This is a genomic window from Arthrobacter sp. FX8 (genome assembly GCF_026723805.1).
Taxonomy (GTDB): domain Bacteria; phylum Actinomycetota; class Actinomycetes; order Actinomycetales; family Micrococcaceae; genus Arthrobacter.
On the sequence record NZ_CP113505.1, the window covers coordinates 887,968 to 913,142 of the forward strand.

Below are 25,175 nucleotides of genomic sequence, written 5' to 3' on the forward strand. Positions count from 1 at the left end.
TTCCGCCTGGAAAGTAGTGCACTATGACCCAAACTGCCCTTACCGGCCTTGTCACCCCTCCGCGCCTGCCCCAGGGCACGCTCAGGATCGTTCCGCTTGGCGGACTCGGGGAGATCGGCCGGAATATGGCCGTGTTCGAAATCGACGGCAAGCTGCTGATCGTGGACTGCGGCGTCCTCTTTCCCGAGGAAACCCAGCCCGGCGTTGACCTGATCCTGCCGGATTTCTCCTACATCGAAGACCGGCTGGACGACGTCGTGGCCGTCATCCTCACGCACGGCCACGAGGACCACATCGGCGCCGTGCCGTACCTGCTGCGCCTGCGCAACGACATTCCCCTGGTGGGATCTCAGCTGACCCTCGCGCTGATCGAGGCGAAGCTGCAGGAGCACCGCATCCGGCCCTACACGCTGACAGTGGAAGAGGGCCAGGTGGAGAAGTTCGGGCCGTTCGAATGCGAGTTCGTGGCCGTGAACCACTCCATTCCGGATGCCCTGGCGGTGTTCATCCGCACCGCGGGCGGCACTGTCCTGCATACCGGCGACTTCAAGATGGACCAGCTGCCGCTGGACGGACGCATCACCGACCTCCGGCACTTCGCCAAACTGGGTGAAGAAGGCGTGGACCTCTTCATGTCCGACTCCACCAACGCAGACGTCCCCGGATTCACCACGGCCGAGAAGGAAATCGGCCCCACGCTGGAGCGGCTTTTCGGCCAGGCCACCAAGCGCATCATCGTGGCCTCCTTCTCCTCCCACGTCCACCGCGTGCAGCAGGTGCTGGATGCAGCGGCCAAGCACAACCGCAAGGTGGCCTTCGTGGGCCGCTCCATGGTCCGCAATATGGCCATCGCCGAAAAGCTGGGCTACCTTGACGTCCCCGCCGGACTGATCGTCGACATCAAGAACATCGACAACCTTCCGGACAACCGCGTGGTGCTCATGTCCACCGGCTCCCAGGGCGAGCCCATGGCGGCCCTGTCCCGGATGGCCAACGGCGACCACCGCGTGGTGGTGGGGGACGGCGACACCGTCATCCTGGCCTCCAGCCTCATCCCGGGCAACGAGAACGCGGTGTTCCGCATCATCAACGGCCTCCTGAAGCTCGGCGCCGACGTGATCCACAAGGGCAACGCCAAGGTCCACGTCTCCGGCCACGCCGCCGCCGGCGAGCTGCTCTACTGCTACAACATCCTTGAGCCGCTCAACGCCATGCCCGTGCACGGCGAAACCCGGCACCTGATCGCCAACGGCAAGATCGCCATCGAATCCGGCGTCCCGGATGCCAGCGTGATCCTTGCTGACAACGGCACGGTCATCGACCTCCGCGACCACCAGGCAGACATCGTCGGCCAGGTCGAGGTGGGCTTCGTCTACGTGGACGGCTCCAGCGTGGGCGAGATCACCGACGCCGACCTCAAGGACCGCCGCATCCTGGGCGATGAAGGCTTCATCTCCATCATCACCGTTGTCCACCGTGCCACCGGCAAGGTGGTGTCCGGGCCCGAGATCCACGCCCGCGGCGTTGCCGAGGACGATTCGGTCTTCGACGACATCATCCCCAAGATCAACGCAGCCCTGGAGGAAGCGGTCCAGAACCACGCCGACCACACCAGCCACCAGCTCCAGCAGGTGGTACGCCGCGTCGTGGGAACCTGGGTCAACCGCAAGCTGCGCCGCAAGCCCATGATCATTCCCGTGGTGCTCGAGGCCTGACACCAGGCTGGCGTCGCGCTGGTGCACACCCGGAAGGGCCCGGTTCTTCATGGACCGGGCCCTTCGGCGCATCCGGACGGTCCCCGGGCGCGTCCGGGCAGGTCCGCACCTGGCGCCCGGCGGGTGGCCCGGCGGCCCCGATATCCCCGGAATCACAGCATGGTTCCGGTACCGTGGCTATTATGGCCACACGTACTACTTCCGCGCCCAAAGGTACCGGCAGGGGGAGCTCCGGCAGCAAAGCGGGCAGTTCCACAGGCCGCGGAACCGGCTCCACCGCCAGCAGGACAGGGCGCGGCGGCTCAACCAGCACTGCACGCACCCGCCAGCTTCCCGCCGTCGAGCACCACCAGCCCTGGCTGCTGCGCGTGGTGGGCGGAGCGTGGCTTGGAGTGGGCCACCTGGTGGGCGGGGAGTGCGCCGCATCGGCCACGACGTCAGCGACCTCCCCACGGAGGAACGCCGCGACGGTGCCGCCCTCTTCAACCTGGCCCTTGGTATTTTCATCGCCACCTTCGCATGGTGGGGACTGACGGGCTGGTTCCCGGACGCCGTCTACGCCGTGGTGAACGGCACCTTCGGCTGGATCTCCCTGCTGCTCCCGCTCATGCTGTTCGTGTGCGCCTTCCGGCTGTTCCGCCGGCCCTCGGACGGCCGGGGCAATAACCGGGTGGGCATCGGTTTCCTGATCATGACCTTCGCCGGGTGCGGGTTGGCTCATATCCTCGGCGGCCAGCCCACCGTGGCCGACGGCTTCGACGGCCTCCGCAAAGCCGGCGGGATGCTCGGCTTCCTGGCCGCCACGCCGCTGGCCGCCATCCATCCGGCTGTGCCTGTGGCCCTGTATGCCCTGCTGGCCTTTGTGTCGGTACTGATCATCACCGCCACCCCGTTCACGGCGATCCCGCGCCGCATCCGCGGCGCCTATGAACACCTCATGGGCATCGACCTGATGGACCAGGAACACCAGGACACCCACGACCGCAGCTACCTCGAACGCACGGCTGCCGCTGCGCCCAAGAAGAAGAAGCGGAAGCTTTTCGGCAAGGACCAGGAGTCCGACGCCGGCCTTGAGGGCTACGTGGGCGACGAAGCCTTCGAGCACGCCGTCATTGACGACGACGAGCCCGAACCCGAGCGGCCCGCGCCCGGAGTGCGGCGCCCCACCCAGGCGGAGATCGCCGTCGAAAAGATCAAGGCAGCCCAGGGATTGGGTGCCGGTGCCCAGGCACCTCCGGCGGAAAACGCCACCGAGGCCATCCCCCTGGTCATCCCCGGTGCCGCCGCTCCCGCCAAAGCCGCCGCCGCGCCCACCGTGCCCTCCAACCCGGTGGCCCCCGCGCCGCCGCCCGTTCCCATCCCGCAGCGGACCGAACAGCTCTCGCTCGCCGGGGACGTCACGTACACCCTCCCCGCCTCGGACTACCTGACACCCGGCTCGATCCCGAAGGAGCGCACCGAAGCCAATGACGCCGTCGTCGCTGCCCTGACGGATACCCTGCAGCAGTTCAACGTCGACGCCACCGTCACCGGCTTCAGCCGTGGTCCCACCGTCACCCGGTACGAAATCGAACTTGCTCCCGGAACCAAGGTTGAGCGCGTCACCGCGCTGTCCAAGAACATCTCCTACGCTGTGGCCTCCAGCGACGTGCGCATCCTGAGCCCCATCCCCGGCAAGTCCGCCATCGGCATCGAAATCCCCAACACCGACCGCGAGACCGTGTCACTGGGCGACGTGCTGCGCAGCCAGAATGCGCGGCGCACCGACCACCCCATGGTCATGGGTGTGGGCAAGGACGTGGAGGGAGGCTACGTGGTGGCCAACCTGGCCAAGATGCCGCACCTCCTGGTGGCCGGCGCCACCGGCGCCGGTAAGTCGTCCTTCGTGAACTCCATGATCACCTCCATCCTGATGCGGGCCACCCCCGACGAGGTGCGCATGGTCATGGTGGACCCCAAGCGCGTGGAGCTGACGGCCTACGAGGGCGTCCCGCACCTGATCACGCCCATCATCACCAACCCCAAAAAAGCCGCCGAGGCGCTGCAGTGGGTGGTCCGTGAAATGGACGCCCGCTACGACGACCTCGCAAATTACGGCTTCAAGCACATCGACGATTTCAACAAGGCGGTGCGGGCCGGAAAGGTCCAGCCGCCGGTGGACTCCAAGCGCGTCATCAGGCCCTACCCGTATCTGCTGGTGATCGTCGACGAGCTTGCCGACCTGATGATGGTGGCACCACGCGACGTGGAGGACTCGATCGTCCGCATCACCCAGCTTGCCCGTGCCGCCGGCATCCACCTGGTGCTGGCCACCCAGAGGCCGTCCGTGGACGTTGTCACCGGCCTCATCAAGGCCAACGTGCCCTCGCGCATGGCCTTCGCCACGTCCTCCGTCACCGACTCCCGCGTGGTCCTGGACCAGCCCGGCGCCGAGAAGCTCATTGGCCAGGGTGACGCGCTCTTCCTGCCCATGGGCGCCTCCAAGGCCATGCGCGTCCAGGGCGCCTGGGTTACCGAGTCGGAGATCCACAAGGTGGTGGAACACGTCAAGGGGCAACTGCAGGCTTCCTACCGTGACGACGTTGCTGCCGAGGCGCCCAAGAAGCAGATCGACGACGACATCGGGGATGACCTCGAGGTCCTGCTGCAGGCGACGGAGCTGGTGGTCACCACGCAGTTCGGCTCCACCTCCATGCTGCAGCGCAAGCTCCGCGTCGGGTTCGCCAAGGCCGGACGGCTCATGGACCTGCTCGAATCCCGCGGCGTCGTGGGACCATCCGAGGGCTCCAAGGCGCGCGATGTGCTGGTCAAACCTGATGACCTCGCCGCCGTCCTGGCCGCCATGAAGGGCCAGGAGGCGCCGGCCGCCGCCGATTCCCAGACCGCTGCCCTCAGCGACAATGCCAACGCCAACATCGCGCAGGGCGGCTACGCCGAAGACCTGGTGGCGGCGGACCTGGACCAGCGGAAGCAGAACGTCGAATATTACGACGGCTCGGATTCCGCCCCCGGCGGGTACGGCGATGACGACGACGGCTCCGAAGACGCATGGTCCCTCACCGGGCGCTAGGCCGGTAGCCTAGGAACGTGACTAGCACCGATGCAACCGCCGCCGGCCAGGGCCGTGCCGGGGTCTGGAACCTTCCCAACGTCCTGACCATGATCCGCATCGCGCTGGTCCCGTTTTTTGTGTGGTTCCTCGTGGCGGACGCGCCCGGCCTGCACAGTGTTTCCGGACCATGGCGCTGGGCGGCAGTGGCGGCCTTCGCCGTCGCCATCTACACGGACAAGCTCGACGGCGACATCGCCAGGAGCCGGAACCTGGTCACGGACTTCGGCAAGATCGCGGACCCCATCGCAGACAAGCTCCTGATCGGCTCCGCGCTGGTAATGCTCTCCTTGCTGGGTGAGCTGCCCTGGTGGGCCACGCTGGTGATCCTGGTGCGGGAATGGGGCATCACCGCCCTGCGCTTCTTCGTGATCCGGTACGGGGTCATTCCCGCCTCGCGGGGCGGCAAGCTCAAGACCGTGGTGCAGACCGCCGCGATCTTCCTCTACCTTCTGCCGTTCGGGGCATTCGCGCCCTGGATGTCCTGGGTTGCGTTTGCCGTCATGATGGCTGCCGTGGCGATCACGCTGTGGACCGGCGTCGAATACGTCATCGAGGCCCTGCGACTGCGCGCGAAGGGGAAACGGCAGGCAGGGTCTGTCACAGGGCAGGGCACAGTGACGGGGCAGGACACAGCCAGCGGGCAGGAATCAGCGACGGGCCAGGACCAGGCATGAGCAACCTCCACCGTTTGGCCGGGCAGGCCGTCCAGCAGGCGCTCGAGTCCGGGCAGACCGTCGCCACCGCCGAGTCGTTGACGGCGGGGATGGTGTCCGCTGTCCTTGCCGACACTCCCGGGGCCTCCGGCATGCTGCAGGGCGGTGTGGTCGCCTACCAGAACTCAGTGAAGGACGCGGTGCTGCACGTTCCTGCCGACCTCCTGGCCCGTGCCGGCTCCGTGGACCCCGACGTTGCCCGTGCCATGGCAGCCGGGGCACGCACGGTCCTGGGCGCCGACGTCGGGATTTCCACAACGGGGGTGGCAGGTCCCGATGCCCATGACGGCAAGCCCGTGGGGCGCGTCTACATTGGAATTGCCACAGCGGCCGGAACGGCGGCTTTCGAATACTCCTTCACCGGCAGCAGGCCCGACATCAGGGCCGCAGCCTGCGCCGCCGCCCTGGAACGGCTCCTCGAGGCACTGCCCGCCTGACGCCTGCCGGACCCCAAGTTACCGGGCGTAAAGTTGCCGGGAACAAAAGCCGGTACCGATTAGTTATTACATTGTGTCGCTTCCGGATAGTGGAGGCGCCTAGGATGAAATGACCACGACGGTTCGCCCCACGGTGAACCTGACCAATGAGGGAGCAAGGCGATACAGATGGTAAAGCAGCCCGTATCCGTTAACGGCGTTGTCCGCTGGAAGGATGTGGGCCTCGCCGAACAGGCTAAGAGCGAACAGAAGGAGCGCAAGATGGTAGTACTTCGTCACGAAATCGGTGATGTGCTGCGCGATGTCCGCCAGCGTCAGGGACGCACGCTCCGTGAAGTTTCGCACAGCGCCCGCGTCTCCCTGGGGTATCTCAGCGAAGTGGAGCGCGGCCAGAAGGAAGCCTCGTCAGAGCTTCTGTCCTCAATCTGCTCGGCACTGGATGTTCCGTTGTCAAGCATGCTCCGTGAAGTCAGCGACCGTGTGGCAGTAGCCGAAGGCGTCGCAGTTCCGGACACAGTTCCGCAGGAATTCTCCCAGCGTTACGGCCGTGACCTCGAGCGCGACCTCAACACTGAACTGAACGACGAACTCTCCACGGGCCTTCTCTCCGGCGCCCGGTAAAGCCAGCCCCACCGCAGGTGGGCTTGGAACGCAGGAAGCCCCCGGCCGCGCCGGGGGCTTCCTGCGTTGGCGCCCAATTGATGTGCCCGGCTGGTGGTACTCCTGCCGGCTGTTCGTCGCTGCGGGCTATTCCTCTTCTGCGGGGGAGCCGCCTCCGCCTTCCCTGGGGAATCCGTCACGCTCGTAGGTGGAGTTCAGCTTGGCCATGTAGCGGGCCAGCTCCTGCAGGTCCTGCACGGGCCACTCGCGCAGCCGTTCCTGGAAAACCTGGCGCCTGGCGTCCTGGACCTGGTGCATCTTCTCTTCGCCCTTGGGCGTCAGCCGGATGGACTGTGCCCGGCGGTCCAGGGGATCGGCTTCCTTGGATACCAGTCCGAGGCTCTCCAGGAAGGCAATCTGCCGGCTGACCGACGGCTTGCCCACCCCGATGTTCATGGCAAGCTCCGTCAGGCGAATGGGCCCTTCCCGGCGGATAACCGTTAACAGCCCGTACGCGGCAGGCTCCATATCCGGGTGGACTTCGCGCGAGAGCTGGTTGGAGATAGCCCTGGCCCGCCGCCAGAAGAGGCTGATCTGGTGTTCAACATTCTGCAGCGCGGTATCGGCGGCATCAGCGCCTGCGTCCGGCGGCGGCGGGAGATCCGGGGAGTTGCTCATGGCAACAATTCTAGGGTCCGCAATCATGAGAGGATTTACCGATGCGAATCAGCGAGTACTGGCGTCTGATGGATGACGAGTTCGGTGCGGGGTACTCCCGCGTGCTGAGCAGTACCCTGGTCCTGACCGGCGTCGGCGGGCGCACTGCGGACCAGGCGCTGGCTGCAGGCATCGAACCGCGCAAAGTCTGGCTGGCAGTCTGCGATGTCCAGGACGTCCCGGCCGAACGGCGGCTGGGCCGGGACATCGCCCCTCGCCGCGACTAGCAGCGCCTAACAACGGCTTCCCGGGTGGGTCCTTCGTGAGCCTGCCGCAGCCGAAGCGCCCTTGGACGGACACGCCGCAGGACCGGCACTCTTCGAATACCTGTTCGGATAACGCTATGCTTTTTCTATTGGGCTTATCCACATAGCCGTTGTCCTCAGGCCGGAATGTCAGTGGGTCCCAGTAGCGTCAGAGATGACCAATAAAACGGCCGCGAAGGCCACCATCGAGAAAGCATTAGAGGTGTCAACCATGGCGGCAGCCCCGGATCGTGCAAAAGCGCTGGAAGCAGCGCTTGCCCAGATTGACAAGCAGTTCGGCAAGGGGTCGGTCATGCGCCTGGGCGACGAAGTACGCGCCCCGATCGAAGTCATCCCCACCGGTTCCATCGCACTGGACGTCGCTCTGGGGATTGGCGGCCTTCCGCGGGGCCGTGTCATCGAGATCTATGGTCCTGAATCCTCGGGTAAGACCACCGTTGCCCTGCACGCCGTGGCCAATGCCCAGCGCGCCGGCGGCATCGCAGCCTTCATCGACGCAGAACACGCCCTGGACCCCGACTACGCCGCCAAGCTGGGTGTGGACACCGACGCCCTCCTCGTGTCGCAGCCGGACACAGGTGAGCAGGCGCTCGAGATCATGGACATGCTGGTCGGCTCGGGATCGCTGGACGTTGTCGTCATCGACTCCGTCGCCGCCCTGGTGCCGCGCGCCGAAATCGAAGGTGACATGGGCGACAGCCACGTCGGCCTCCAGGCACGGCTCATGAGCCAGGCCCTGCGTAAGATCACCGGACGCTTGAGCCAGACCAAGACCACCGCCATCTTCATCAACCAGCTCCGCGAAAAGATCGGTGTCTTCTTCGGCTCCCCCGAAACCACCACCGGTGGTAAGGCCCTGAAGTTCTACGCGTCGGTCCGCATCGATGTCCGGCGGATCCAGACCCTCAAGGAAGGTGCCGATTCCGTCGGTAACCGGACCAAGGCCAAGATCGTCAAGAACAAGATGGCTCCGCCCTTCAAAGTTGCTGAGTTCGACATCATCTACGGCCAGGGCATCTCCCGCGAAGGCGGGATCATCGACATGGGCGTGGAGCACGGCATCATCAAGAAGTCCGGTTCCTGGTTCACGTACGACGGCGACCAGCTGGGCCAGGGCATGGAGAACTCGCGCCGCTTCCTGCGCGACAACCCCGAGCTCGCGGCTGAACTGGAACGCCTGATCAAGGAAAAGCTCGGCGTAGGGGTCAAGCCCGCCGAGGACGAGTCCAAGGACGCGCCAAAGCTGAAAGCCGTCGACGGGTTCTAGCCCTTGACCGGACCACGTTCACGGCGGGCCCGGTCCGGCGGCCCCTCTTCAGGGCCGCCGGACGGCTTTTCCATCCCTGAGGATCCGCAGGCTGTTGACGCCGAACCGGATCCGTTCACGGTGGCGCAGGCCATCGTGTACCGCCAGCTCACGGCAGCTCCCAAGAGCAGGCTGCAGCTTGCCCGGAAACTGGCGGAACGGAATATCCCCGAACACGTCGCCGAGGCGGTGCTGGACAAGTTCCAGGAGGCGCGCCTGATCAATGACGCCGAGTTTGCCGATATGTGGGTCAGGAGCCGGTCCCAGTCCCGCAAGCTTGCCAAGGGCGCTCTCCGGCGAGAACTGGCCGAGAAGGGCATCGACCAGGAAACGGCGGCTTCTGCCCTGGAGCAGCTGACGGACGCCGACGAGGAAGCGGCGGCACGCGCACTGGTGGAGCGCAAGCTCCGGCCCGGGACGGTTTTGCCTGACCAGTCGGAACGGGACAAAGCCGTCCGGCGGCTCGCCTCCATGCTGGCCAGGAAGGGCTACCAGCCGTCCCAGGCGTTCAGGATCGTCAACGACGTCCTGGATTCCCGGCAGGATCCCGACAGCGGGATGCTCCAAAGCCGGTACCCTTAACTGGTGAGTTTGACCATTCCTTCCCCCATTCCGGCGCTGCCGCGTCCGTTGAGCCTGCTGCTGATGCGCAAGCCGGTGCTGTTCCGCAATCCGGGGCAGCGCAGCCGCGTACTTACCAGGTCCGCACGTTCGGTTGCCAGATGAACGTGCACGACTCCGAACGCATGGCCGGCATGCTGGAGGATGCGGGCTACGTACCGGCAGCCGGCGACCATGCTGACGTGGTCGTGTTCAATACCTGCGCAGTCCGGGAGAACGCGGACAACAAGCTCTACGGCAACCTCGGCATCCTGGCGCCCGTGAAGGCCGCCAACCCCGGCATGCAGATCGCCGTGGGCGGGTGCCTGGCCCAAAAGGACCGCGAAACCATCCTCAAGAAGGCACCATGGGTGGATGCTGTCTTCGGCACCCACAACGTCGGCGCCCTGCCCGCACTTTTGGACCGTGCACGGCACAACAACGAGGCCCAGCTGGAAATCCTGGAGTCCCTGGACGTCTTCCCCTCCACGCTCCCCACCAAACGCGACTCCGTCTACTCCGGCTGGGTATCCATCTCCGTTGGCTGCAACAACACGTGCACGTTCTGCATCGTGCCGGCCCTTCGCGGCAAGGAAAAGGACCGCCGGCCCGGAGACATCCTCGCCGAAATCCAGGCGCTCGTGGACGACGGCGCCATCGAAGTGACCCTCCTGGGCCAGAACGTCAACTCCTACGGTGTCGAGTTCGGCGACCGCCAGGCCTTCTCCAAACTCCTTCGCGCCTGCGGCGAAATCGAGGGCCTTGAACGCGTCCGCTTCACCAGCCCGCACCCGGCCGCCTTCACCGATGACGTCATTGATGCCATGGCCGAGACGCCCAACGTGATGCCGCAGCTGCACATGCCCCTGCAGTCCGGTTCGGACCGCATCCTCCGCGCCATGAAGCGTTCCTACCGTTCCACGAAGTTCCTGGGCATCCTGGACAAGGTCCGGGACAGGATTCCACACGCCGCCATCTCCACCGACATCATCGTCGGCTTCCCGGGCGAAACCGAAGAGGACTTCCAGGCGACGCTGGACGTGGTGGAAAAGTCGCGCTTTGCCACCGCGTTCACCTTCCAGTATTCAAAGCGCCCCGGCACGCCCGCTGCCGACCTGCCGGACCAGCTGCCGAAGGCCGTGGTCCAGGAACGCTTCGAACGCCTCACCGCCCTGCAGGACAGGATCGCCGCCGAGGAAAACCGGAAGCAGTTGGGCCGGAGGCTGGAAGTCATGGTCACCGCCCAGTCCGGACGGAAGTCGGAGGAAACCCACCGGTTGTCCGGCCGCTCCCAGGACCAGCGGCTGGTCCACTTCTCAGTCCCCGAAGGGGCCCCGGCACCCAGGCCCGGAGACCTCGTCACCGTCACCATTACGGAGGCGGCGGCCTTCCACCTGGTGGCCGATCCCACGCCGGAGGACTACAGCCTGCGCCGGTCCCGGGCGGGGGACGCCTGGGACAGGTCCCAGGCCGACTCCTGTGGTGCGCCTGCCCCCGGCTCCAGCGCAGGACCCAAGGCTGTCTCCCTTGGCATGCCCTCGCTGCCGCTGCGCACCCGCTGAAGGTGACTGCCCCGCCTGTCATCGCCGTCGTCGGTCCCACCGGCTCCGGCAAATCCGACCTGGCCGTCAACCTTGCCCTCGAACTGGACGGCGAGGTCATCAACGCTGACGCCATGCAGTTCTACCGCGGCATGGACATTGGCACTGCCAAAATCACGACGGCCGAGCGCAGGGGAGTGCCGCACCACCTCCTGGACATCCTGGACGTGACCCAGGAAGCCAGCGTCTCCGACTTCCAGCAACAGGCCCGCAGCCTCATCGGGGATATCCATGCCCGCGGCAAGCGCGCAATCCTGGCGGGCGGCTCCGGACTGTACGTGCGGGCCGCCCTGGACGTCCTGGAGTTCCCGGGGACCGACCCCAAGCTCCGTGCACGACTGGAGGCGGACCACATACGGCTGGGGACCCCGGCGCTGCTGGACAGGCTGAGGGCCCTGGACCCCGTATCCGCGGACAGGGTCTCGGACGCCCGGCGGATTATCCGCGCACTGGAAGTCCATGAACTTACCGGACGGCCCTTCAGTTCCTTCATGCCGCGCCGCGAGTACTACCAGCCTGCGGTTCAGGTGGGCCTGAGCGTGGACCGGGAGGTCCTGCGGGAGCGCTTGGCGGTACGGGTTCACCGGATGGTGGAGTCCGGCCTGCTGGAGGAGGTCCGGATGCTGGACGCGCGGGGCCTTCGGCAGGGCAAAACAGCATCCCGTGCACTGGGCTATTCACAGTTCCTGCGGATCATCGACGGCACGTCAACAGTTGAGCAGGCCGCAGAGGAAACAATCGTGGCCACCCGGCAGTTCGCCCGCCGCCAGTTGACGTGGTTCCGCGCCGACCCCCGCATCACCTGGCTGGACTGGCAGGACCCGGAGCTGACGGGTAAGGCGGCCGAGGTGTGCGTCCAGGATCCGGGCCGGTAGCCGCGGTTTCAGCACCGGCGGCATCCGCCGTTACGCTTGTGACCATGAATGCAACCCCCGCAGAAGCCACTGGGACTGCCTTGCACGCACTGAGCGGGCTCCGCTTTTCCAAGGGGCATGGCACCGGCAACGACTTCGTCCTGGTGGCCGATCCCGAGGGGGTGCACGCCATCGGCGCAGACCAGGCCGCAGCGCTCTGCGACCGGCACCGGGGAATCGGCGCCGACGGCCTGATCAGGGCTGTCCCGTCCCGTTTCCTGCCGGAAGGCCGGGAACTGCTCACCGATGCCCCGGACGCGGAATGGTTCATGGATTACCGCAATGCCGACGGCTCACTGTCTGAAATGTGCGGCAATGGCGTGCGGGTCTTCGTCCACTTCCTGCGGTCCGAGGGCCTGATCGACCTGCCCGACGGCGGATCACTCACCATCGGCACCCGCGGAGGGGTCAAGACCGTGGTCCGGACAGGGAACGGTTACGCGGTGGACATGGGCCCGTGGGAGTTCATATTCCCCGGGGAGGCCAGCGCCAAGGCGATGGATTCCCTGGTTACTGCCGACGGCCTGGAAGTTCCCCGGCCGGCCCTCTCCGTGAGCATGGGCAACCCACACACCGTAGTGGCCCTCGCGGAACTCAGCGAGCTCGAAGGCACCCGCCTCTTCACGGCTCCCAAGGTCGATCCGGTCCCCGTGAATGGGACCAATGTGGAGTTCGTCGTCCCTGCGGAGCCTCTGGTCCATGACGGCGTCGGATCCGTGACCATGCGGGTGCATGAGCGAGGCGTGGGGGAGACCCAGTCCTGCGGAACGGGGGCCTGTGCTGCCGCCGTCGCCATCCGGCACTGGGCCGGCGCGGAAGCCCCTGATGCCTGGCGGGTCAACGTTCCCGGAGGCGTGGTGGGCGTGAAGTTCTTCGCCGGCCCCGCCGGCCACGAGCACGTGGAACTCAGCGGCCCCGCCGTCATTGTGGCGAGCGGGACGCTTTCGTAACCTTCAGGATCCGGAAGGACTTGGACGTTGACTCGCGGGTCACGGTAAAGGAACTGTCCAGTTCGGCGGCCAGCCAGCGCTGGAGCGAATCCGAGCCCAGGTTCTTCTGCACCACCAGCCATGCCGTGCCGCTGTCCGCGAGGCGCGGAAGCCACAGCTTCAGCAGGGCGTGCAGTTCGTCCTTGCCAATCCGGATGGGCGGGTTGGACCAGATGGTGTCGAACCTGACGCCGGCGTCCACCTCCTGGGGTGTACTGGCGACGACGTTGGACAGCCCCAGCGCGGCCGCGTTTTCGTTGGTCAGGGCGACGCAGCGTTCGTTGACGTCCACGGCGTAGACCGTCGACCCGGGCGCCAGCAGCGCCATGGTGAGTGCGATTGGCCCCCAGCCGCATCCGATATCCAGCAGGTTCCCCTGGGGGTGCGGCGCCGGAACATCGGCGAGGAGCACTGCGGTGCCCTTGTCGATCCCGTCCGGGCTGAAGATTCCCGCGGAGGTGTGGAGCCTGCGGGTCTCGCCGGCCAGCTCCACCGTGAGTGGCTTACGGGTAAAGGGGCCGGCGGGGGACGTGCTGAAATAGTGTGCGGACTCCATAACTGGCCAGAGTAGTTCCCCTTGCAGCGTAATGGGAAACCGTGCAGAACCCCCTCTGCTACGCTTGATGGCATGTTCCTGATCTTCGAGTAGCCGGCACGGGCCACGCCCGTCCCCGCAGCCTGTCCTCCAGCGACAGCCCGTCCCGCAGCGATGCAGGTTTTTCAGCCTTCCGCTTGTGCACCGGCCAGACGCATCTGTTCTGCCCGGCCGCCGGACGATACTCGAAAGTCAGCCTCCTGCTGCACTTCCCGCTATTTTTCCGGCCTTTTTAGCCCTGCCGCTCTTCTGACGCGGCATCCCGGCCCCGGCATCGCAGCCGGCCGCGAGACAACCAGGAGAATTGCATGACCGCAGGCCGTCAGCCCAGCGCGAATACGTTCCAACTTCCAAGCAATCAGCACTATTCTGGAATTGCCGAATCTTCAAAGGAGACCATGACCAGCCAGCCCAACACCGGTTCCGATCCAGCCGCCCAGGACATGAGTCCGCAGGAAATCCAGGCTGTTATCGACCGGATCCTCGCCAAGGACGTCCCGGCCAAGACTGTCAGCACGCCCGGCGGTGAGAGCAGCGGCAATGGAAAAGCGGTGCTCGGCAAGGCGCAGGCCATTTCCCGCCTCGACGAAGAACACTCAACATACGACGGCGACCAGCAGGACCTCGAGGAACGGCGCGCGCTGCGCCGAAGGGCAGGCCTGTCCACCGAGCTCGAAGACGTCACCGAAGTTGAATACCGCCAGCTGCGCCTGGAGCGCGTGGTCCTGGCCGGGATTTGGTCCGAGGGAACGCTTGCCGACGCCGAAAACTCGCTGCGTGAGCTGGCAGCCCTCGCCGAGACCGCCGGTTCGGAGGTCCTGGATGGCATGGTGCAGCGCCGTGACAAGCCGGACCCGGGAACCTTCCTGGGGTCAGGCAAGGCGCTGGAGCTCAAGGACATCGTCATGTCCACGGGCGCGGACACGGTGGTGGTGGACGCTGAACTTGCGCCTTCCCAGCGCCGCGGACTTGAGGACATCGTCAAGGTCAAGGTCATCGACCGCACGGCGCTGATCCTTGACATCTTCGCCCAGCATGCCAAGAGCCGTGAAGGCAAAGCGCAGGTGGAGCTCGCGCAGCTCGAGTACCTGCTTCCGCGCCTCCGCGGCTGGGGTGAGTCGATGTCCCGCCAGGCCGGTGGGCAGGTGGGTGGCGCTGCCGCCGGCATGGGCTCCCGAGGTCCTGGTGAAACCAAGATCGAGTTGGACCGGCGCCGGATCCGTACCCGCATGGCCAAGCTGCGGCGTGAAATCGCCGCAATGAAGCCGGCACGCGAGACCAAGCGGGCCAACCGCCGTCGTAATGAAGTGCCCTCCGTGGCGATTGCCGGGTATACCAACGCCGGCAAGTCCTCACTGCTGAACCGGCTTACGGACGCCGGAGTCCTCGTGGAGAACGCACTGTTCGCCACCCTGGATCCCACCGTCCGCAAGGCGGAAACCGCGGACGGCCTGGGATACACCCTGGCCGACACCGTTGGATTCGTCCGCTCGCTGCCCACCCAGCTGGTGGAGGCCTTCCGTTCGACCCTCGAGGAAGTGGCGGACTCGGATCTGATCCTGCACGTGGTGGACGTGTCGCATCCGGACCCCGAAGGGCAGATCGCCGCCGTCCGGAAGGTCTTCAGCGAAGTTGATGCCCGCAAGGTGCCGGAGATCATCGTGCTGAACAAGGCTGATGCAGCTGACCCGTTCGTGGTGGAGCGCCTGAAGCAGCGCGAACCGCGGCATGTGGTGGTCTCGGCCCGGACGGGTGAGGGCATCCCGGAGCTGCTGAAGGCCATCAGCGAAGCCATTCCCCGGCCTTCGGTCAAGATGGAACTCCTCATCCCGTATGACCGCGGAGACCTGGTCAGCAAGCTCCATGAGTCCGACGCGGAAATCCTCAGCGTTGACCACGTTGAGGCAGGTACCAGGGCTGCGGTGAAGGTCCGCGAGGGCCTGGCGTCCGAACTGGAACCATTCATCGTCAATGAGTGACCCCGCCGCCGGCGAAACCGCGCAGACGGCCGGCGAGCAGTTCGTCATCGAACTGCTCGACCGCGCCGTCGCCGGCATGGGCGGACAAAGCCGCACCGGACAACACGAGATGGCCCGGCAGGTGGCCCGGGCCATCAAAACCGGCAACCACCTGCTGGTCCAGGCGGGCACGGGCACGGGCAAGTCGCTGGCCTACCTGGTGCCGCTCATCGCCCACGCCCTGGAGAGCAACAAGCCCGCTCTGGTGTCCACGGCCACGCTGGCCCTGCAAACCCAGATTGTTGGCAGGGACCTGCCGCGGCTGCTGAAGAACATCACCCCGGCCCTGGAACGGCCGGTCAAGGTTGCCTTGGTGAAAGGCCGGTCAAACTATGTCTGCCGGCACAAACTGGAAGGCGGGTTCCCCTCCGAGGAGCCTTCCGAGGGTCAGCTTTTCTCCTTGGGCGAAGACACCAGCGTCCCGCACTTTGCCGCCTCCGTGGGCGGACCCTCGTCCCAGCTTGGCAAGGAGGTGGTGCGGCTCCGCGAGTGGGCGGAGAAGACGGCCACCGGCGACCGGGATGAGCTCCTGCCTGGTGTGACGGACCGTGCCTGGCGCCAGGTCTCCGTCACTTCCATGGAGTGCCTGGGGGCCCAAAAGTGCCCCATGGCCGCCGAGTGCTTCAGCGAGCTGGCCCGGCAGGACGCAGCCGAGGCAGATGTGGTGGTGACGAATCACGCCATGCTGGCCGTCAGCGCCTTCGAAGGACTTGCAGTCCTGCCCGAGTACGACGTCGTGGTGGTGGATGAAGCGCACGAGTTGCAGGACCGGGTCACCGGAGCCGTGTCCGGTCAGCTGTCGGTGGCCATGGTCCACGCTGCCGCTTCCGGCGCCCGCAAACATACCGCCATCACGGTGGACGCGCTGAACGCCGCAGCCGCAAACCTTGAACTGGCCCTCGCCGGTGCGCCCAGCGGCCTGCTTCCCAACGGGCTGAACGACGAACAGCTGGACTGCATGGACCAGTTGCGGGAGGCGTGCCGGGCCGCGTTGTCCGATTCCAAGGGGGACAGCAACGCCACGGCCGACGGCGGCCGGCAGCTGGCCCGGTCCCGCCTCATGCTCATCCTGGAATTGTGTGAGCGGCTTATTGCTGCCCGTGAAAACCGCGAGGTCGTGTGGTTTTCCCGGGCCGGCACGTTCGATCCCGGCCAGGGATATTCCCAGCCCGATGACAATGCCCCGGTGCTGGTCAACATCGCGCCGCTGTCCGTGGCAGGCAGGCTCCGGGAAGGACTCTTCGCCGGGCACACCGTCGTGCTGACGTCTGCAACCCTCGCCATTGGCTCGGCATTTGAACCCGCGGCCGGGGGACTGGGCCTTATCGGCGACGGCGCACCCAGCTGGACGGGTGTGGATGTCGGCTCGCCCTTCGACTACCCGAAACAGGGCATCCTCTACGTGGCCGGCCACCTGCCAAAGCCGGGCCGCGGCGTTTCGCCGGAGGCGCTGGAGGAACTGGAAGCGCTCATCAAAGCGTCCGGCGGGGGTGCCCTCTGCCTGTTTTCATCCCGACGGGCTGCCGAAGAGGCTGCCGACGCCCTGCGGCCGAAGCTCGATGTGACTGTCCTCTGCCAGGGCGAGTCGACCATGACCGCTTTGGTGAAGCAGTTCGCCGACGAACCGGACACCTGCCTCTTCGGGACTATGTCCCTGTGGCAGGGGGTTGACGTTCCGGGAGGCTCCTGCCGCCTGGTGGTGATCGACCGCATCCCGTTCCCCAGGCCGGATGATCCGCTGATGACCGCGCGTTCGCGTGCCGTGGCCCAGGCCGGCGGAAACGGCTTCATGTCCGTCTCGGCCACGCATGCCGCCATCAGGCTGGCCCAGGGTGCCGGCCGCCTGATCCGGTCCACGGGAGACAAGGGAGTGGTGGCCGTTCTGGATTCCCGGCTGGCAACAGAGCGCTACGCCGGATTCCTCCGCGGCGCTCTGCCGCCGTTCTGGGCTACCACGGACCGCAGCAAGGCGCTGGCGGCATTGGCCAGGCTGGGCGCGGACGCGGCCACGTAGGGCCCGGCCGGCGAACGACGCCAGCGGGGGCAGCCGCCGTGCAATTTCCGGCAGGCCGTCCCTTCGCGGGAGACCCGGTCAGAGGGAACGCAGGACCGAGACAACCTTGCCCATGATGGTGGCATGGTCGCCCAGAATGGGTTCGTACTGCGTGTTTTGGGGCAGCAGCCAGGTGTGGCCGTCGCGCTGGCGGAATGTCTTGACGGTTGCCTCGTCATCCAGCAGGGCAGCAACGATGTCCCCGTTGGCTGCGTCCGCCTGGCGCCGCACCACCACCCAGTCACCGTCACAGATGGCGGCATCCACCATGGAGTCGCCGGCCACCCTAAGCATGAAGAGCTCGCCCTGGCCGACCAGCTGGCGGGGGAGCGGCATGACATCCTCCACGAGCTGCTCAGCGAGGATGGGACCGCCGGCAGCAATCCGGCCAACCAGCGGAACCATGGCCGTATCCAGCGCGGTGGGCAGCTCCGTTACCGTGGCACCGCCGCCCGTGGCCTGCGGCGCGGGGGAGGCGCCGGCGGCATTGCTTCCGCTGTCCAGCGTGAGGGGCATCAGCACCTCCATGGCCCGCGGCCGTTTGGGGTCGCGCCGCAGGTAACCCAGCTTCTCCAGCTGCGAGAGCTGGTGGGTCACGCTGGACAGGCTGGCCAGGCCAACCGTGTCGCCGATCTCCCGCATGGAGGGCGGGTAGCCGTTGTCATTGACCGAGCGCTGGATGGTTTCGAGGATCTTCTTCTGCCGGGGGTCAAGCCCTTGGCGGTCTTCCTGGGTTGCGGGGCGGTCCTGCCCCCGGCGGCTGCTGCTGCCATATTCGCCAATGCCTTTCGCTTGCCGCCGGATCTTCCATTGCGGCCTGTTCCACAGCGCCGCCGGAAGGACTCCCACTGTCATTGTCAGACCCTGCTGTTCAACTTCAGTGGTGGTTGTTCTTTGGTTCAAAGCTAGGCCAGCCACATTGCTTTTTCAAACATTTGTTCTAGCGAGTCTCGACATTGTTCGTTGATAGGTGCTAAAACTTAACAAGCAAAGTTCGAACATGTGTTCTAACCAGCGATTGCCCCGTTCGAAAACATGGCCGGAGAAGCTCCGGATACGGTGTGAACGGCAGGGCGGCAGCGGGCGGACACCCGGGCAGCACGGCAGGTCCAGGAGGGCTTAGTTCATGTCAGCTTTATCTCTTCACCAGGTTTCACCTACGCACCGCGTTTCCCTGCAGACCCGGAAGCCCTCGCAGCGCCGGACGCCGTCAGCAGCGCCCCTGCGGCTGACCCGCCGGGGGCGGATCGTCCTGATCGGAGTTCCGCTTGTGCTCCTCGCGGTACTCCTGCTGTCCCTGTCCGGACTTTTCAACGCACCGGCCAAGGCATCCGATTCAGCTGCGGATTTGGCCGTGACGCCGACGGTCACCGTGACGGTGCAGGCGGGCCAGTCGTTGTGGAGCATCGCAGGCGCTGTTGCTCCGGACCGCGATGCCCGGGACGTGGTGGCGGACATCGTCCAGCTCAACAACCTTCCGGCCGCCGCTGTGCTGCCGGGGCAGCAGCTGTTCGTCCCCACGCACTGAGCGGCACCTGGTGTTGGCCTTTGAGAAAGATGACCGGGACAGCAACGCCGGTGGCGAACAGAATCCGTCACATTTTCCGGTAGTTGCCGCGGCAACTAAACTGTTCAGGTGAACGACCAGCTAGAGCGTCTGAACCGACTTCCCCTCCGCAGCAATCTTCGCGGGCTGACCCCCTACGGGGCACCCCAACTGGACGTTCCCATTTTGCTGAACGTCAATGAGAACACCCATGGTGTTCCGGCGGACGTGCGCGCCGCCATCAGCGCGGCGGTCACGGAAGCAGCTGCAGGCCTCAACCGGTACCCGGACAGGGAATTCACCGACCTGCGGAAAGCTCTCGCGGAATACCTGGGGCACGGGCTCGACGAATCAAACCTCTGGGCAGCCAACGGCTCCAACGAGGTCCTGCAGCAGATCCTCCAGGCCTTCGGCGGCCCCGGCCGCACCGCCCTGGGCTTTCCACCCACGTACTCCATGTACCCCCTGCTCGCCAGCGGAACCGACACCCAATACATCACGGGAGTGCGCTCGGAAGGCTACGACCTGAGCGCCGAATCCGCCGCCCGGCAGGTCGAGGAGCTGCGGCCCAACATCGTCTTCCTCTGCTCGCCCAACAACCCCACGGGGACCGGCCTGGGGCTTGACGTTGTGGAGGCTGTCTATGACGCCGGCGAGGACAGCCAGACCGTGGTGATCGTCGACGAGGCCTACCACGAGTTCGCACATGACGGCACGCCCAGCGCCCTGACCCTGCTGCCCGGCCGGGAGCGGCTAATAGTTTCCCGCACCATGAGCAAGGCCTTCGCACTCGCCGGCGCCCGCCTCGGCTACATGGCCGCGGCCCCGGAGGTCACCGATGCCCTGCGTCTGGTGCGCCTTCCGTACCACCTGTCCGCGATTACCCAGGCAACCGCACTGGCCGCGCTCCAACACCGCGAGGCACTGATGGCCGATGTCCAGGACATCAAGGCGCAGCGGGACCGCATTGTGGCCGAACTGACCAGGATGGGCCTCAAGCCTGCCGCCTCGGACTCCAACTACGTGTTCTTCGGGGGCCTGGAAAATCCGCACCAGGTATGGCAGGAGCTGCTGGACGCCGGAGTGCTCATCCGCGACGTGGGCATCCCCGGCCACCTTCGGGTCACCGCAGGCACTGAGGCGGAAACCACAGCCTTCCTTACCTCCCTGGAACGCATCCTTGCGGGCCAGGCCGCGCTTCCCGCCTAGACTTGATACTGCGGCGCTGGGCGCCTTGAACTACTTCTTCTCCCACAAAGGATCCTTCACCATGAGTCCCACCGGATCGAATACAGCTGCGGCCCGGACCGCCCGCATGGAGCGTGCCACCAGCGAGTCCTCCGTGCTCGTGGAGATCAACCTCGATGGAACCGGCGTATCGGACATCGATACCTCCGTGCCGTTCTACGACCACATGCTCACGGCCCTGTGCAAGCACTCCCTGATCGACATGACGGTCAAGGCCACGGGTGACACCCACATCGACGTCCACCACACTGTTGAGGACGTGGCCATCACCTTCGGCGAGGTCCTGCGGACCGCCCTCGGGAACAAGGCCGGGATCCGCCGGTTCGGTGAGGCCACCGTTCCGCTGGACGAAGCGCTTGCGAACGCTGTGGTGGACGTGTCCGGACGCCCGTACCTGGTGCACGGGGGCGAGCCGGCCGGGCAGGAGTACCACCTGATCGGCGGCCACTTCACCGGTTCCCTGACCCGCCACGTCTTCGAAGCCATCACCCTGCACGCCGGCATCTGCCTGCACATGAACGTGCTGGCCGGACGGGACCCGCACCACATCGTCGAGGCACAGTTCAAAGCCTTCGCCCGCGCCCTCCGCGCCGCCGTCGAACCCGATCCCCGGGTTGAAGGCATCCCCTCCACCAAGGGGGCGCTGTGAGCGGCCAGGTCCTCAAAGACGGCGCGATCATCGATCCGTCAGCATCAGGCAAGCTGCCTTCACCCGAGGGCAAACCCACGGTCACCGTGCTCGATTACGGTTCCGGGAACGTCAGGTCCGCAGTCCGGGCACTGGAACGTGCCGGCGCGGAAGTAGTCCTGAGCGCCAAGCCCGAGGATGTACTGAACGCGGACGGCCTGGTGGTTCCGGGCGTAGGTGCGTTCGAGACCGTCATGCGCGAACTCAAGGCCGTGGACGGCATCAGGCTGATCGGCAGGCGGGTGGCAGGCGGACGCCCCGTGCTTGGAATCTGCGTGGGCCTCCAGGTCCTTTTTGAAGCCGGAGTGGAACACGGCACCGAAGCCGAAGGCATTGGCGAATGGCCCGGCAAGGTAGAGGCCCTCCCCGCGGAGGTGGTTCCGCACATGGGCTGGAACACGGTCAAGGTGCCGGAAGGCTCCAAACTCTTTGCCGGCGTCGAAAACGAACGCTTCTACTTCGTGCACTCATACGGCGTGCAGGAATGGAACTTCGACGTCATCCAGCCACGGATGGCGCCGCCCCTGGTCACCTGGTCCGAACACGGCGGCCCCTTCATCGCCGCCGTCGAGAACGGCCCCCTCTGCGCCACCCAGTTCCACCCCGAAAAGTCCGGCGACGCCGGTGCGCGGCTCCTGCGCAACTGGGTGGAAGGCCTGCGGAAACCGGCCGGCGGTCAATCCGCTGCAGCACCGGCGGACGCCGGCAGTGACGCCTAGATGTGGTCGGTACTCCTGATGGGCCTCGCCGGCATCCTCATCGGTGGCGGCATCTCATTCCGGCAGCAGCGCAAGCCACTCTGGACACAGGTGGCGTTCTACGTCCTGGCCGCCATGTCACTGGTGGCGGCCTACCTGCTGACCCTGCCGGCAAACTGACCACAGCCCACAGCGCGAGGGCCGCCAACTTCACCCCAACAGCATCGCGGACCCAGCGCCCTGCTTTCCGCACCGAAATCGACACCGAGGATGAGTATGACCACCGCACATGACCTTCCGGTACTTGAACTGCTGCCAGCCGTCGACGTCGTCAACGGCCAGGCCGTCCGGCTGGTCCAGGGCGAGGCGGGCAGTGAAACCAGCTACGGCACCCCCTTGAAGCTGCGCTGAACTGGCAGCAGCAAGGCGCCGAATGGGTGCACCTGGTGGACCTGGACGCCGCCTTCGGCCGCGGCTCCAACGCAGACCTGCTCCGGGAAGTCGTGGGCCGGCTGGACATCAAGGTGGAGCTCTCCGGAGGCCTCCGCGACGACGAAACACTGGAAGCCGCCCTTGACCTGGGCGTGGCCCGGGTCAACCTGGGAACGGCTGCACTGGAGAACCCGGAGTGGACCCGCCGGGCCATCGAACGCTTTGGCGACAGAATCGCCGTGGGCCTCGACGTCCGCGGAACAACCCTCGCCGGCCGCGGCTGGACCAAGGAAGGCGGGGACCTCTGGGAGGTCCTTGGCCGTCTCGAAGAGGCCGGCTGCTCCCGCTACGTCGTGACCGACGTGACCAAGGACGGCACTCTGCAGGGCCCCAACGTCGAACTCCTCCGCCAGATGGTGGAAAAGACCGGCAAGCCGGTTGTGGCTTCCGGCGGCATCTCCAGCCTGGACGACCTGAAGGTCCTCCGGTCCCTGGTCCCGCTGGGCGTGGAAGGCGCGATTGTGGGCAAGGCCCTGTACGCCGGAGCCTTCACGCTGCCCGAAGCCCTCGACGTCGCCGGCCGGCGCTGACCCGGCGGACATCGACCCCATGCCTAACGTCGAGGAGCCAGGGCGGCAGGCAGCACGCCAGCTGCCCGGACATATCGCGGCAGCCCTGTCCGGCGCTGGTGGCGCCACGGATTCGGCGGGCCAGCCATGGGCAGGACGCAGCCTGGCCGGTGCCGACGGCAGGATCCACAACTTCGAGGACGACGACGGAACGGCCGACGCCGGCTACCTCGCCGCCCTGGACGCGCTCCGGCAAGGGGCAGGCGATGAAGCGGGCGTCGTGGCCGCCCTGGCAACGGCCCGGGTCTTCATTCCGATTGTGGCGCAGCTGGCTGAAGAGTCGGGAACAGCCCACGGACTGCACGCTGACAAGCAGGCGGACATGGCGCTGGTAACGCTGAAGGCGGCTGACGGCAGGACTGCCCTCCCCGCCTTCACCTCGGCCGCCGCGCTGGCCGCCTGGCATCCAGAGGCCCGGCCCGTCGCCGTGTACGCCGCGCGGGCTGCCCTCTCGGCAGTCGCCGAAGGCGCCGAGCTCCTGGTCCTGGACCCGGGCGCCGACGTGACGTTCGTGGTGCGCCGTCCGGGGGTCTGGGCATTGGCAAAGCAGCACGACTGGACCCCCTCCTACAACGACCCCCAGCTGGCCGATGAAATGGCGCGCGCAGCCTCCGGGTTCGACGCCATCCGCAGCATTGGGCTTATGCGGGGCAGGGGAGTGGCTTCCAGTGCTGCCGATGGCGCAGTAGTCCCTGGCGGGGGTGCCGGGCCGGAACTTCAGGTGGTGCTGTACCTTGAGGACGGCCTGGACGCCGCCGGTGTCCAGGAACTGGTGGCCAACCTCCAGGCGGACTGGTCGCGGAATGTATTGTTTGGGGAGCGCGTCGACTCCTTGGAAATCAAACTGAGGCGCGCTCCCGACTAGACGCAGCCGGATGGGTGATCCCCGCCAGTGCTGCGGCATACCCTGAAGGACCGTTTCGTGAATTTCGCTCTCTACCGGGAGTTGCTCGCCGTCCGGCCAATCCGGCGGCTGCTGCTGGTTGGCATGATCGCCCGCATCCCGCACTCAGCGGCCGGGGTGCTCCTGACCCTGCACATCGTCCTCACCCTTGGCCAGGGCTATGCCGCGGCCGGCGCCGCCGCGGCGGTCATGACCATCGGTATTGCCCTGGGCGCCCCGTGGCGCGGCAGGCGCGTTGACACCGTAGGGTTGCGGACCGCACTCATCCCGTCCGTGATCTCGGAGACGCTGATCTGGTCTGTGGTGCCGCGCGTGTCCTACCAGTGGCTCCTCCCACTGGTCTTCGTGGGCGGCCTGCTCACGCTGCCCATTTTCAGCGTGGTCCGGCAGTCCCTGGGCGTCCTGGCGGAGGGCGACCAGCGCCGCACCGCGTTCGCCCTGGACGCCATCACCACCGAAATGGTATTCATGATCGGGCCGGCCGCCGGCGCCGTAGTGGCCACCAGTGGATTCACCGTTGCCGGGTTGACCGTGGTGGGCGTGGCCACGTCCCTGGCAGGGCTGTCCCTCATGTGGTTCAACCCGCCCACCCGCAGTCCGGCGCAAACCGCCGAATGCGCCGGGGATGAGCAACATGCCGCGGAAGCCGCCGTGGTCGCCACAGCTCCGGCCCACGTCCAGGAAGCCGCCGCGGAACTGTCACCGGCTGGGACGGCCGGCCGTGCGGCAGAGGGAATGCGCGGAAGGCTGGCGGGCGGCTTCGCATGGTTCACCGCAACGGTCGCGGCACTCTTTGCCGTTGCCGCCGGCGCCGGCATGGTCCTGAGCGGCACCGACGTTGGCATCGTTGCGGCGCTGGAAACCGGAGGCCGCCAGAGCGAGATCGGCATCGTGTTCGTCTTCTGGTGCGCCGCCTCGGTGGTGGGCGGACTCATCTACGGCGCCATGCACCGGCCCATCCCGCCTGTCATCCTGCTGCTGGGAATGGCGGCGCTGACGCTGCCCATGGCCTTCGCCCACGACACCTGGACGCTGGCACTGGTCTCCATCCTGCCCGGCCTGCTCTGCGCTCCCGTTCTCTCCGCAGCCTCCGAAACGGTCGCGGACCTGGTGTCGGAGGAACGGCGCGGAGAGGCGATGGGCTGGTACGGCTCAGCCCTGACCGCCGGTGTTGCCCTCGGCTCGCCGCTGGCCGGCATCTTCATCGACCTCATGGGACCGTCCGGGGGTTTTGTTTCGGTTGGCGCCGCCGGCGTCGTGCTTTGCCTGGTGGGCCTGGCCCTCCAGCAGCGCCGCCGAAAAGCCGCCGCCTGATATTTCCGTCCGCCGCGCTGAACGGCAGGTACGGAGTGGCCGGTCAAGCCCCGGGTGCTTTGCCTGGAAACGACGACGGC

The 25,175-nt window shown here is 66.5% G+C and carries 21 protein-coding genes and 3 pseudogenes; 21 read left to right on the forward strand and 3 right to left on the reverse strand.

From position 1 onward, the window contains the following. The first annotated feature begins 23 nt into the window (after positions 1-23). The 5 genes and pseudogenes from OUO20_RS04085 to OUO20_RS04105 all read left to right on the forward strand — a co-directional run bounded on the left by OUO20_RS04085 (position 24) and on the right by OUO20_RS04105 (position 6,598). Positions 24-1,715: a ribonuclease J gene (locus OUO20_RS04085; protein WP_018771601.1), complete on the forward strand. Its 1,692-nt coding sequence runs from the start codon at positions 24-26 to the stop codon at positions 1,713-1,715. 182 nt (positions 1,716-1,897) lie between these two features. Beyond that, positions 1,898-4,785, forward strand: a pseudogene (locus tag OUO20_RS04090) (DNA translocase FtsK 4TM domain-containing protein). 17 nt (positions 4,786-4,802) lie between these two features. Then, complete coding sequence (pgsA, locus tag OUO20_RS04095; protein ID WP_223994654.1) at positions 4,803-5,501, forward strand: CDP-diacylglycerol--glycerol-3-phosphate 3-phosphatidyltransferase; 699 nt, start codon at positions 4,803-4,805, stop codon at positions 5,499-5,501. Then, positions 5,498-5,977, forward strand: coding sequence for a CinA family protein (locus tag OUO20_RS04100; protein WP_018771598.1), 480 nt, complete (start codon positions 5,498-5,500; stop codon positions 5,975-5,977). The genes pgsA and OUO20_RS04100 overlap by 4 nt, the downstream gene beginning before the upstream one ends. 168 nt (positions 5,978-6,145) lie before the next feature. Then, on the forward strand, positions 6,146-6,598 hold the full coding sequence (locus OUO20_RS04105) for a helix-turn-helix domain-containing protein (protein WP_018771597.1): 453 nt from the start codon (positions 6,146-6,148) through the stop codon (positions 6,596-6,598). 126 nt (positions 6,599-6,724) lie between these two features. Here the strand turns inward: OUO20_RS04105 and OUO20_RS04110 are convergent, their stop codons facing one another. Beyond that, positions 6,725-7,255 carry a MarR family winged helix-turn-helix transcriptional regulator gene (locus OUO20_RS04110; protein ID WP_018771596.1) on the reverse strand — a complete coding sequence of 177 codons (531 nt, stop codon included), beginning with the start codon at positions 7,253-7,255 and terminating at the stop codon, positions 6,725-6,727. 41 nt (positions 7,256-7,296) lie between these two features. Here OUO20_RS04110 and OUO20_RS04115 point away from each other — a divergent pair, with 41 nt between their 5' ends. The 6 genes from OUO20_RS04115 to dapF all read left to right on the forward strand — a co-directional run bounded on the left by OUO20_RS04115 (position 7,297) and on the right by dapF (position 12,931). Next, a complete protein-coding gene (locus OUO20_RS04115; protein WP_018771595.1) occupies positions 7,297-7,521 on the forward strand; it encodes a DUF3046 domain-containing protein in 225 nt (74 codons plus the stop codon). 250 nt (positions 7,522-7,771) lie between these two features. Further along, complete coding sequence (recA, locus tag OUO20_RS04120; protein ID WP_026266121.1) at positions 7,772-8,827, forward strand: recombinase RecA; 1,056 nt, start codon at positions 7,772-7,774, stop codon at positions 8,825-8,827. 120 nt (positions 8,828-8,947) lie between these two features. Next, on the forward strand, positions 8,948-9,448 hold the full coding sequence (locus tag OUO20_RS04125) for a regulatory protein RecX (RefSeq protein WP_196804798.1): 501 nt from the start codon (positions 8,948-8,950) through the stop codon (positions 9,446-9,448). A gap of 140 nt (positions 9,449-9,588) precedes the next feature. Continuing rightward, positions 9,589-11,028: a tRNA (N6-isopentenyl adenosine(37)-C2)-methylthiotransferase MiaB gene (gene miaB / locus OUO20_RS04130; protein WP_268002886.1), complete on the forward strand. Its 1,440-nt coding sequence runs from the start codon at positions 9,589-9,591 to the stop codon at positions 11,026-11,028. Positions 11,029-11,030: 2 nt separating this feature from the next. Then, positions 11,031-11,942 carry a tRNA (adenosine(37)-N6)-dimethylallyltransferase MiaA gene (gene miaA, locus OUO20_RS04135; RefSeq protein ID WP_268002887.1) on the forward strand — a complete coding sequence of 304 codons (912 nt, stop codon included), beginning with the start codon at positions 11,031-11,033 and terminating at the stop codon, positions 11,940-11,942. 44 nt (positions 11,943-11,986) lie between these two features. Further along, positions 11,987-12,931 (forward strand): diaminopimelate epimerase, encoded by a 945-nt coding sequence (gene dapF / locus OUO20_RS04140; protein WP_056390943.1) that lies wholly within the window; start codon positions 11,987-11,989, stop codon positions 12,929-12,931. On the opposite strand, the gene OUO20_RS04145 is transcribed toward dapF, so the two are convergent. Next, positions 12,903-13,526, reverse strand: coding sequence for a class I SAM-dependent methyltransferase (locus OUO20_RS04145; RefSeq protein ID WP_268002889.1), 624 nt, complete (start codon positions 13,524-13,526; stop codon positions 12,903-12,905). The genes dapF and OUO20_RS04145 overlap by 29 nt on opposite strands. Before the next feature lie 437 nt (positions 13,527-13,963). On the opposite strand from OUO20_RS04145, the gene hflX reads away from it, so the two are divergent. Both hflX and OUO20_RS04155 read left to right on the forward strand, forming a co-directional pair. Further along, on the forward strand, positions 13,964-15,544 hold the full coding sequence (gene hflX / locus OUO20_RS04150) for a GTPase HflX (protein ID WP_018771588.1): 1,581 nt from the start codon (positions 13,964-13,966) through the stop codon (positions 15,542-15,544). Further along, complete coding sequence (locus OUO20_RS04155; protein WP_018771587.1) at positions 15,537-17,597, forward strand: ATP-dependent DNA helicase; 2,061 nt, start codon at positions 15,537-15,539, stop codon at positions 17,595-17,597. The genes hflX and OUO20_RS04155 overlap by 8 nt, the downstream gene beginning before the upstream one ends. Before the next feature lie 78 nt (positions 17,598-17,675). Here OUO20_RS04155 and lexA read toward each other — a convergent pair. Then, positions 17,676-18,409 (reverse strand): annotated as a pseudogene (gene lexA, locus OUO20_RS04160) (transcriptional repressor LexA). 353 nt (positions 18,410-18,762) lie between these two features. Between lexA and OUO20_RS04165 the strand changes: the two are divergent. From OUO20_RS04165 to OUO20_RS04200, 8 genes and pseudogenes are all read left to right on the forward strand, one after another. Further along, positions 18,763-19,164: a LysM peptidoglycan-binding domain-containing protein gene (locus tag OUO20_RS04165; protein WP_081620253.1), complete on the forward strand. Its 402-nt coding sequence runs from the start codon at positions 18,763-18,765 to the stop codon at positions 19,162-19,164. A 108-nt stretch (positions 19,165-19,272) separates the two neighbouring features. Next, positions 19,273-20,391 (forward strand): histidinol-phosphate transaminase, encoded by a 1,119-nt coding sequence (locus tag OUO20_RS04170; protein ID WP_026266116.1) that lies wholly within the window; start codon positions 19,273-19,275, stop codon positions 20,389-20,391. 61 nt (positions 20,392-20,452) lie between these two features. After that, a complete protein-coding gene (hisB, locus tag OUO20_RS04175) occupies positions 20,453-21,079 on the forward strand; it encodes an imidazoleglycerol-phosphate dehydratase HisB (RefSeq protein ID WP_018771583.1) in 627 nt (208 codons plus the stop codon). Beyond that, positions 21,076-21,837: an imidazole glycerol phosphate synthase subunit HisH gene (gene hisH / locus OUO20_RS04180; protein WP_018771582.1), complete on the forward strand. Its 762-nt coding sequence runs from the start codon at positions 21,076-21,078 to the stop codon at positions 21,835-21,837. Before hisB ends, hisH begins: the two co-directional genes overlap by 4 nt. Next, complete coding sequence (locus OUO20_RS04185) at positions 21,838-21,996, forward strand: hypothetical protein (protein ID WP_166673152.1); 159 nt, start codon at positions 21,838-21,840, stop codon at positions 21,994-21,996. It abuts the gene before it with no gap. Positions 21,997-22,092: 96 nt separating this feature from the next. Continuing rightward, a pseudogene (gene priA, locus OUO20_RS04190) lies at positions 22,093-22,838 on the forward strand (bifunctional 1-(5-phosphoribosyl)-5-((5-phosphoribosylamino)methylideneamino)imidazole-4-carboxamide isomerase/phosphoribosylanthranilate isomerase PriA). Between the two features lie 19 nt (positions 22,839-22,857). Next, complete coding sequence (locus OUO20_RS04195; RefSeq protein ID WP_268002890.1) at positions 22,858-23,742, forward strand: SseB family protein; 885 nt, start codon at positions 22,858-22,860, stop codon at positions 23,740-23,742. Positions 23,743-23,799: 57 nt separating this feature from the next. Further along, complete coding sequence (locus OUO20_RS04200; RefSeq protein ID WP_268002891.1) at positions 23,800-25,095, forward strand: MFS transporter; 1,296 nt, start codon at positions 23,800-23,802, stop codon at positions 25,093-25,095. Positions 25,096-25,175 lie beyond the last annotated feature (80 nt).

Excerpts from the sequence above, each read along its gene's own strand:
- OUO20_RS04145 (WP_268002889.1), bottom strand. The coding sequence starts at position 13,526 with ATGGAGTCCGCACACTATTTCAGCACGTCCCCCGCCGGCCCCTTTACC.
- miaB (WP_268002886.1), top strand. The coding sequence starts at position 9,589 with ATGAACGTGCACGACTCCGAACGCATGGCCGGCATGCTGGAGGATGCG.
- OUO20_RS04100 (WP_018771598.1), top strand. The coding sequence starts at position 5,498 with ATGAGCAACCTCCACCGTTTGGCCGGGCAGGCCGTCCAGCAGGCGCTC.
- OUO20_RS04185 (WP_166673152.1), top strand. The coding sequence starts at position 21,838 with ATGTGGTCGGTACTCCTGATGGGCCTCGCCGGCATCCTCATCGGTGGC.
- recA (WP_026266121.1), top strand. The coding sequence starts at position 7,772 with ATGGCGGCAGCCCCGGATCGTGCAAAAGCGCTGGAAGCAGCGCTTGCC.
- OUO20_RS04105 (WP_018771597.1), top strand. The coding sequence starts at position 6,146 with ATGGTAAAGCAGCCCGTATCCGTTAACGGCGTTGTCCGCTGGAAGGAT.
- OUO20_RS04165 (WP_081620253.1), top strand. The coding sequence starts at position 18,763 with ATGTCAGCTTTATCTCTTCACCAGGTTTCACCTACGCACCGCGTTTCC.
- OUO20_RS04115 (WP_018771595.1), top strand. The coding sequence starts at position 7,297 with ATGCGAATCAGCGAGTACTGGCGTCTGATGGATGACGAGTTCGGTGCG.
- OUO20_RS04085 (WP_018771601.1), top strand. The coding sequence starts at position 24 with ATGACCCAAACTGCCCTTACCGGCCTTGTCACCCCTCCGCGCCTGCCC.
- OUO20_RS04110 (WP_018771596.1), bottom strand. The coding sequence starts at position 7,255 with ATGAGCAACTCCCCGGATCTCCCGCCGCCGCCGGACGCAGGCGCTGAT.
- hisB (WP_018771583.1), top strand. The coding sequence starts at position 20,453 with ATGAGTCCCACCGGATCGAATACAGCTGCGGCCCGGACCGCCCGCATG.
- OUO20_RS04155 (WP_018771587.1), top strand. The coding sequence starts at position 15,537 with ATGAGTGACCCCGCCGCCGGCGAAACCGCGCAGACGGCCGGCGAGCAG.
- OUO20_RS04195 (WP_268002890.1), top strand. The coding sequence starts at position 22,858 with ATGCCTAACGTCGAGGAGCCAGGGCGGCAGGCAGCACGCCAGCTGCCC.
- dapF (WP_056390943.1), top strand. The coding sequence starts at position 11,987 with ATGAATGCAACCCCCGCAGAAGCCACTGGGACTGCCTTGCACGCACTG.
- hflX (WP_018771588.1), top strand. The coding sequence starts at position 13,964 with ATGACCAGCCAGCCCAACACCGGTTCCGATCCAGCCGCCCAGGACATG.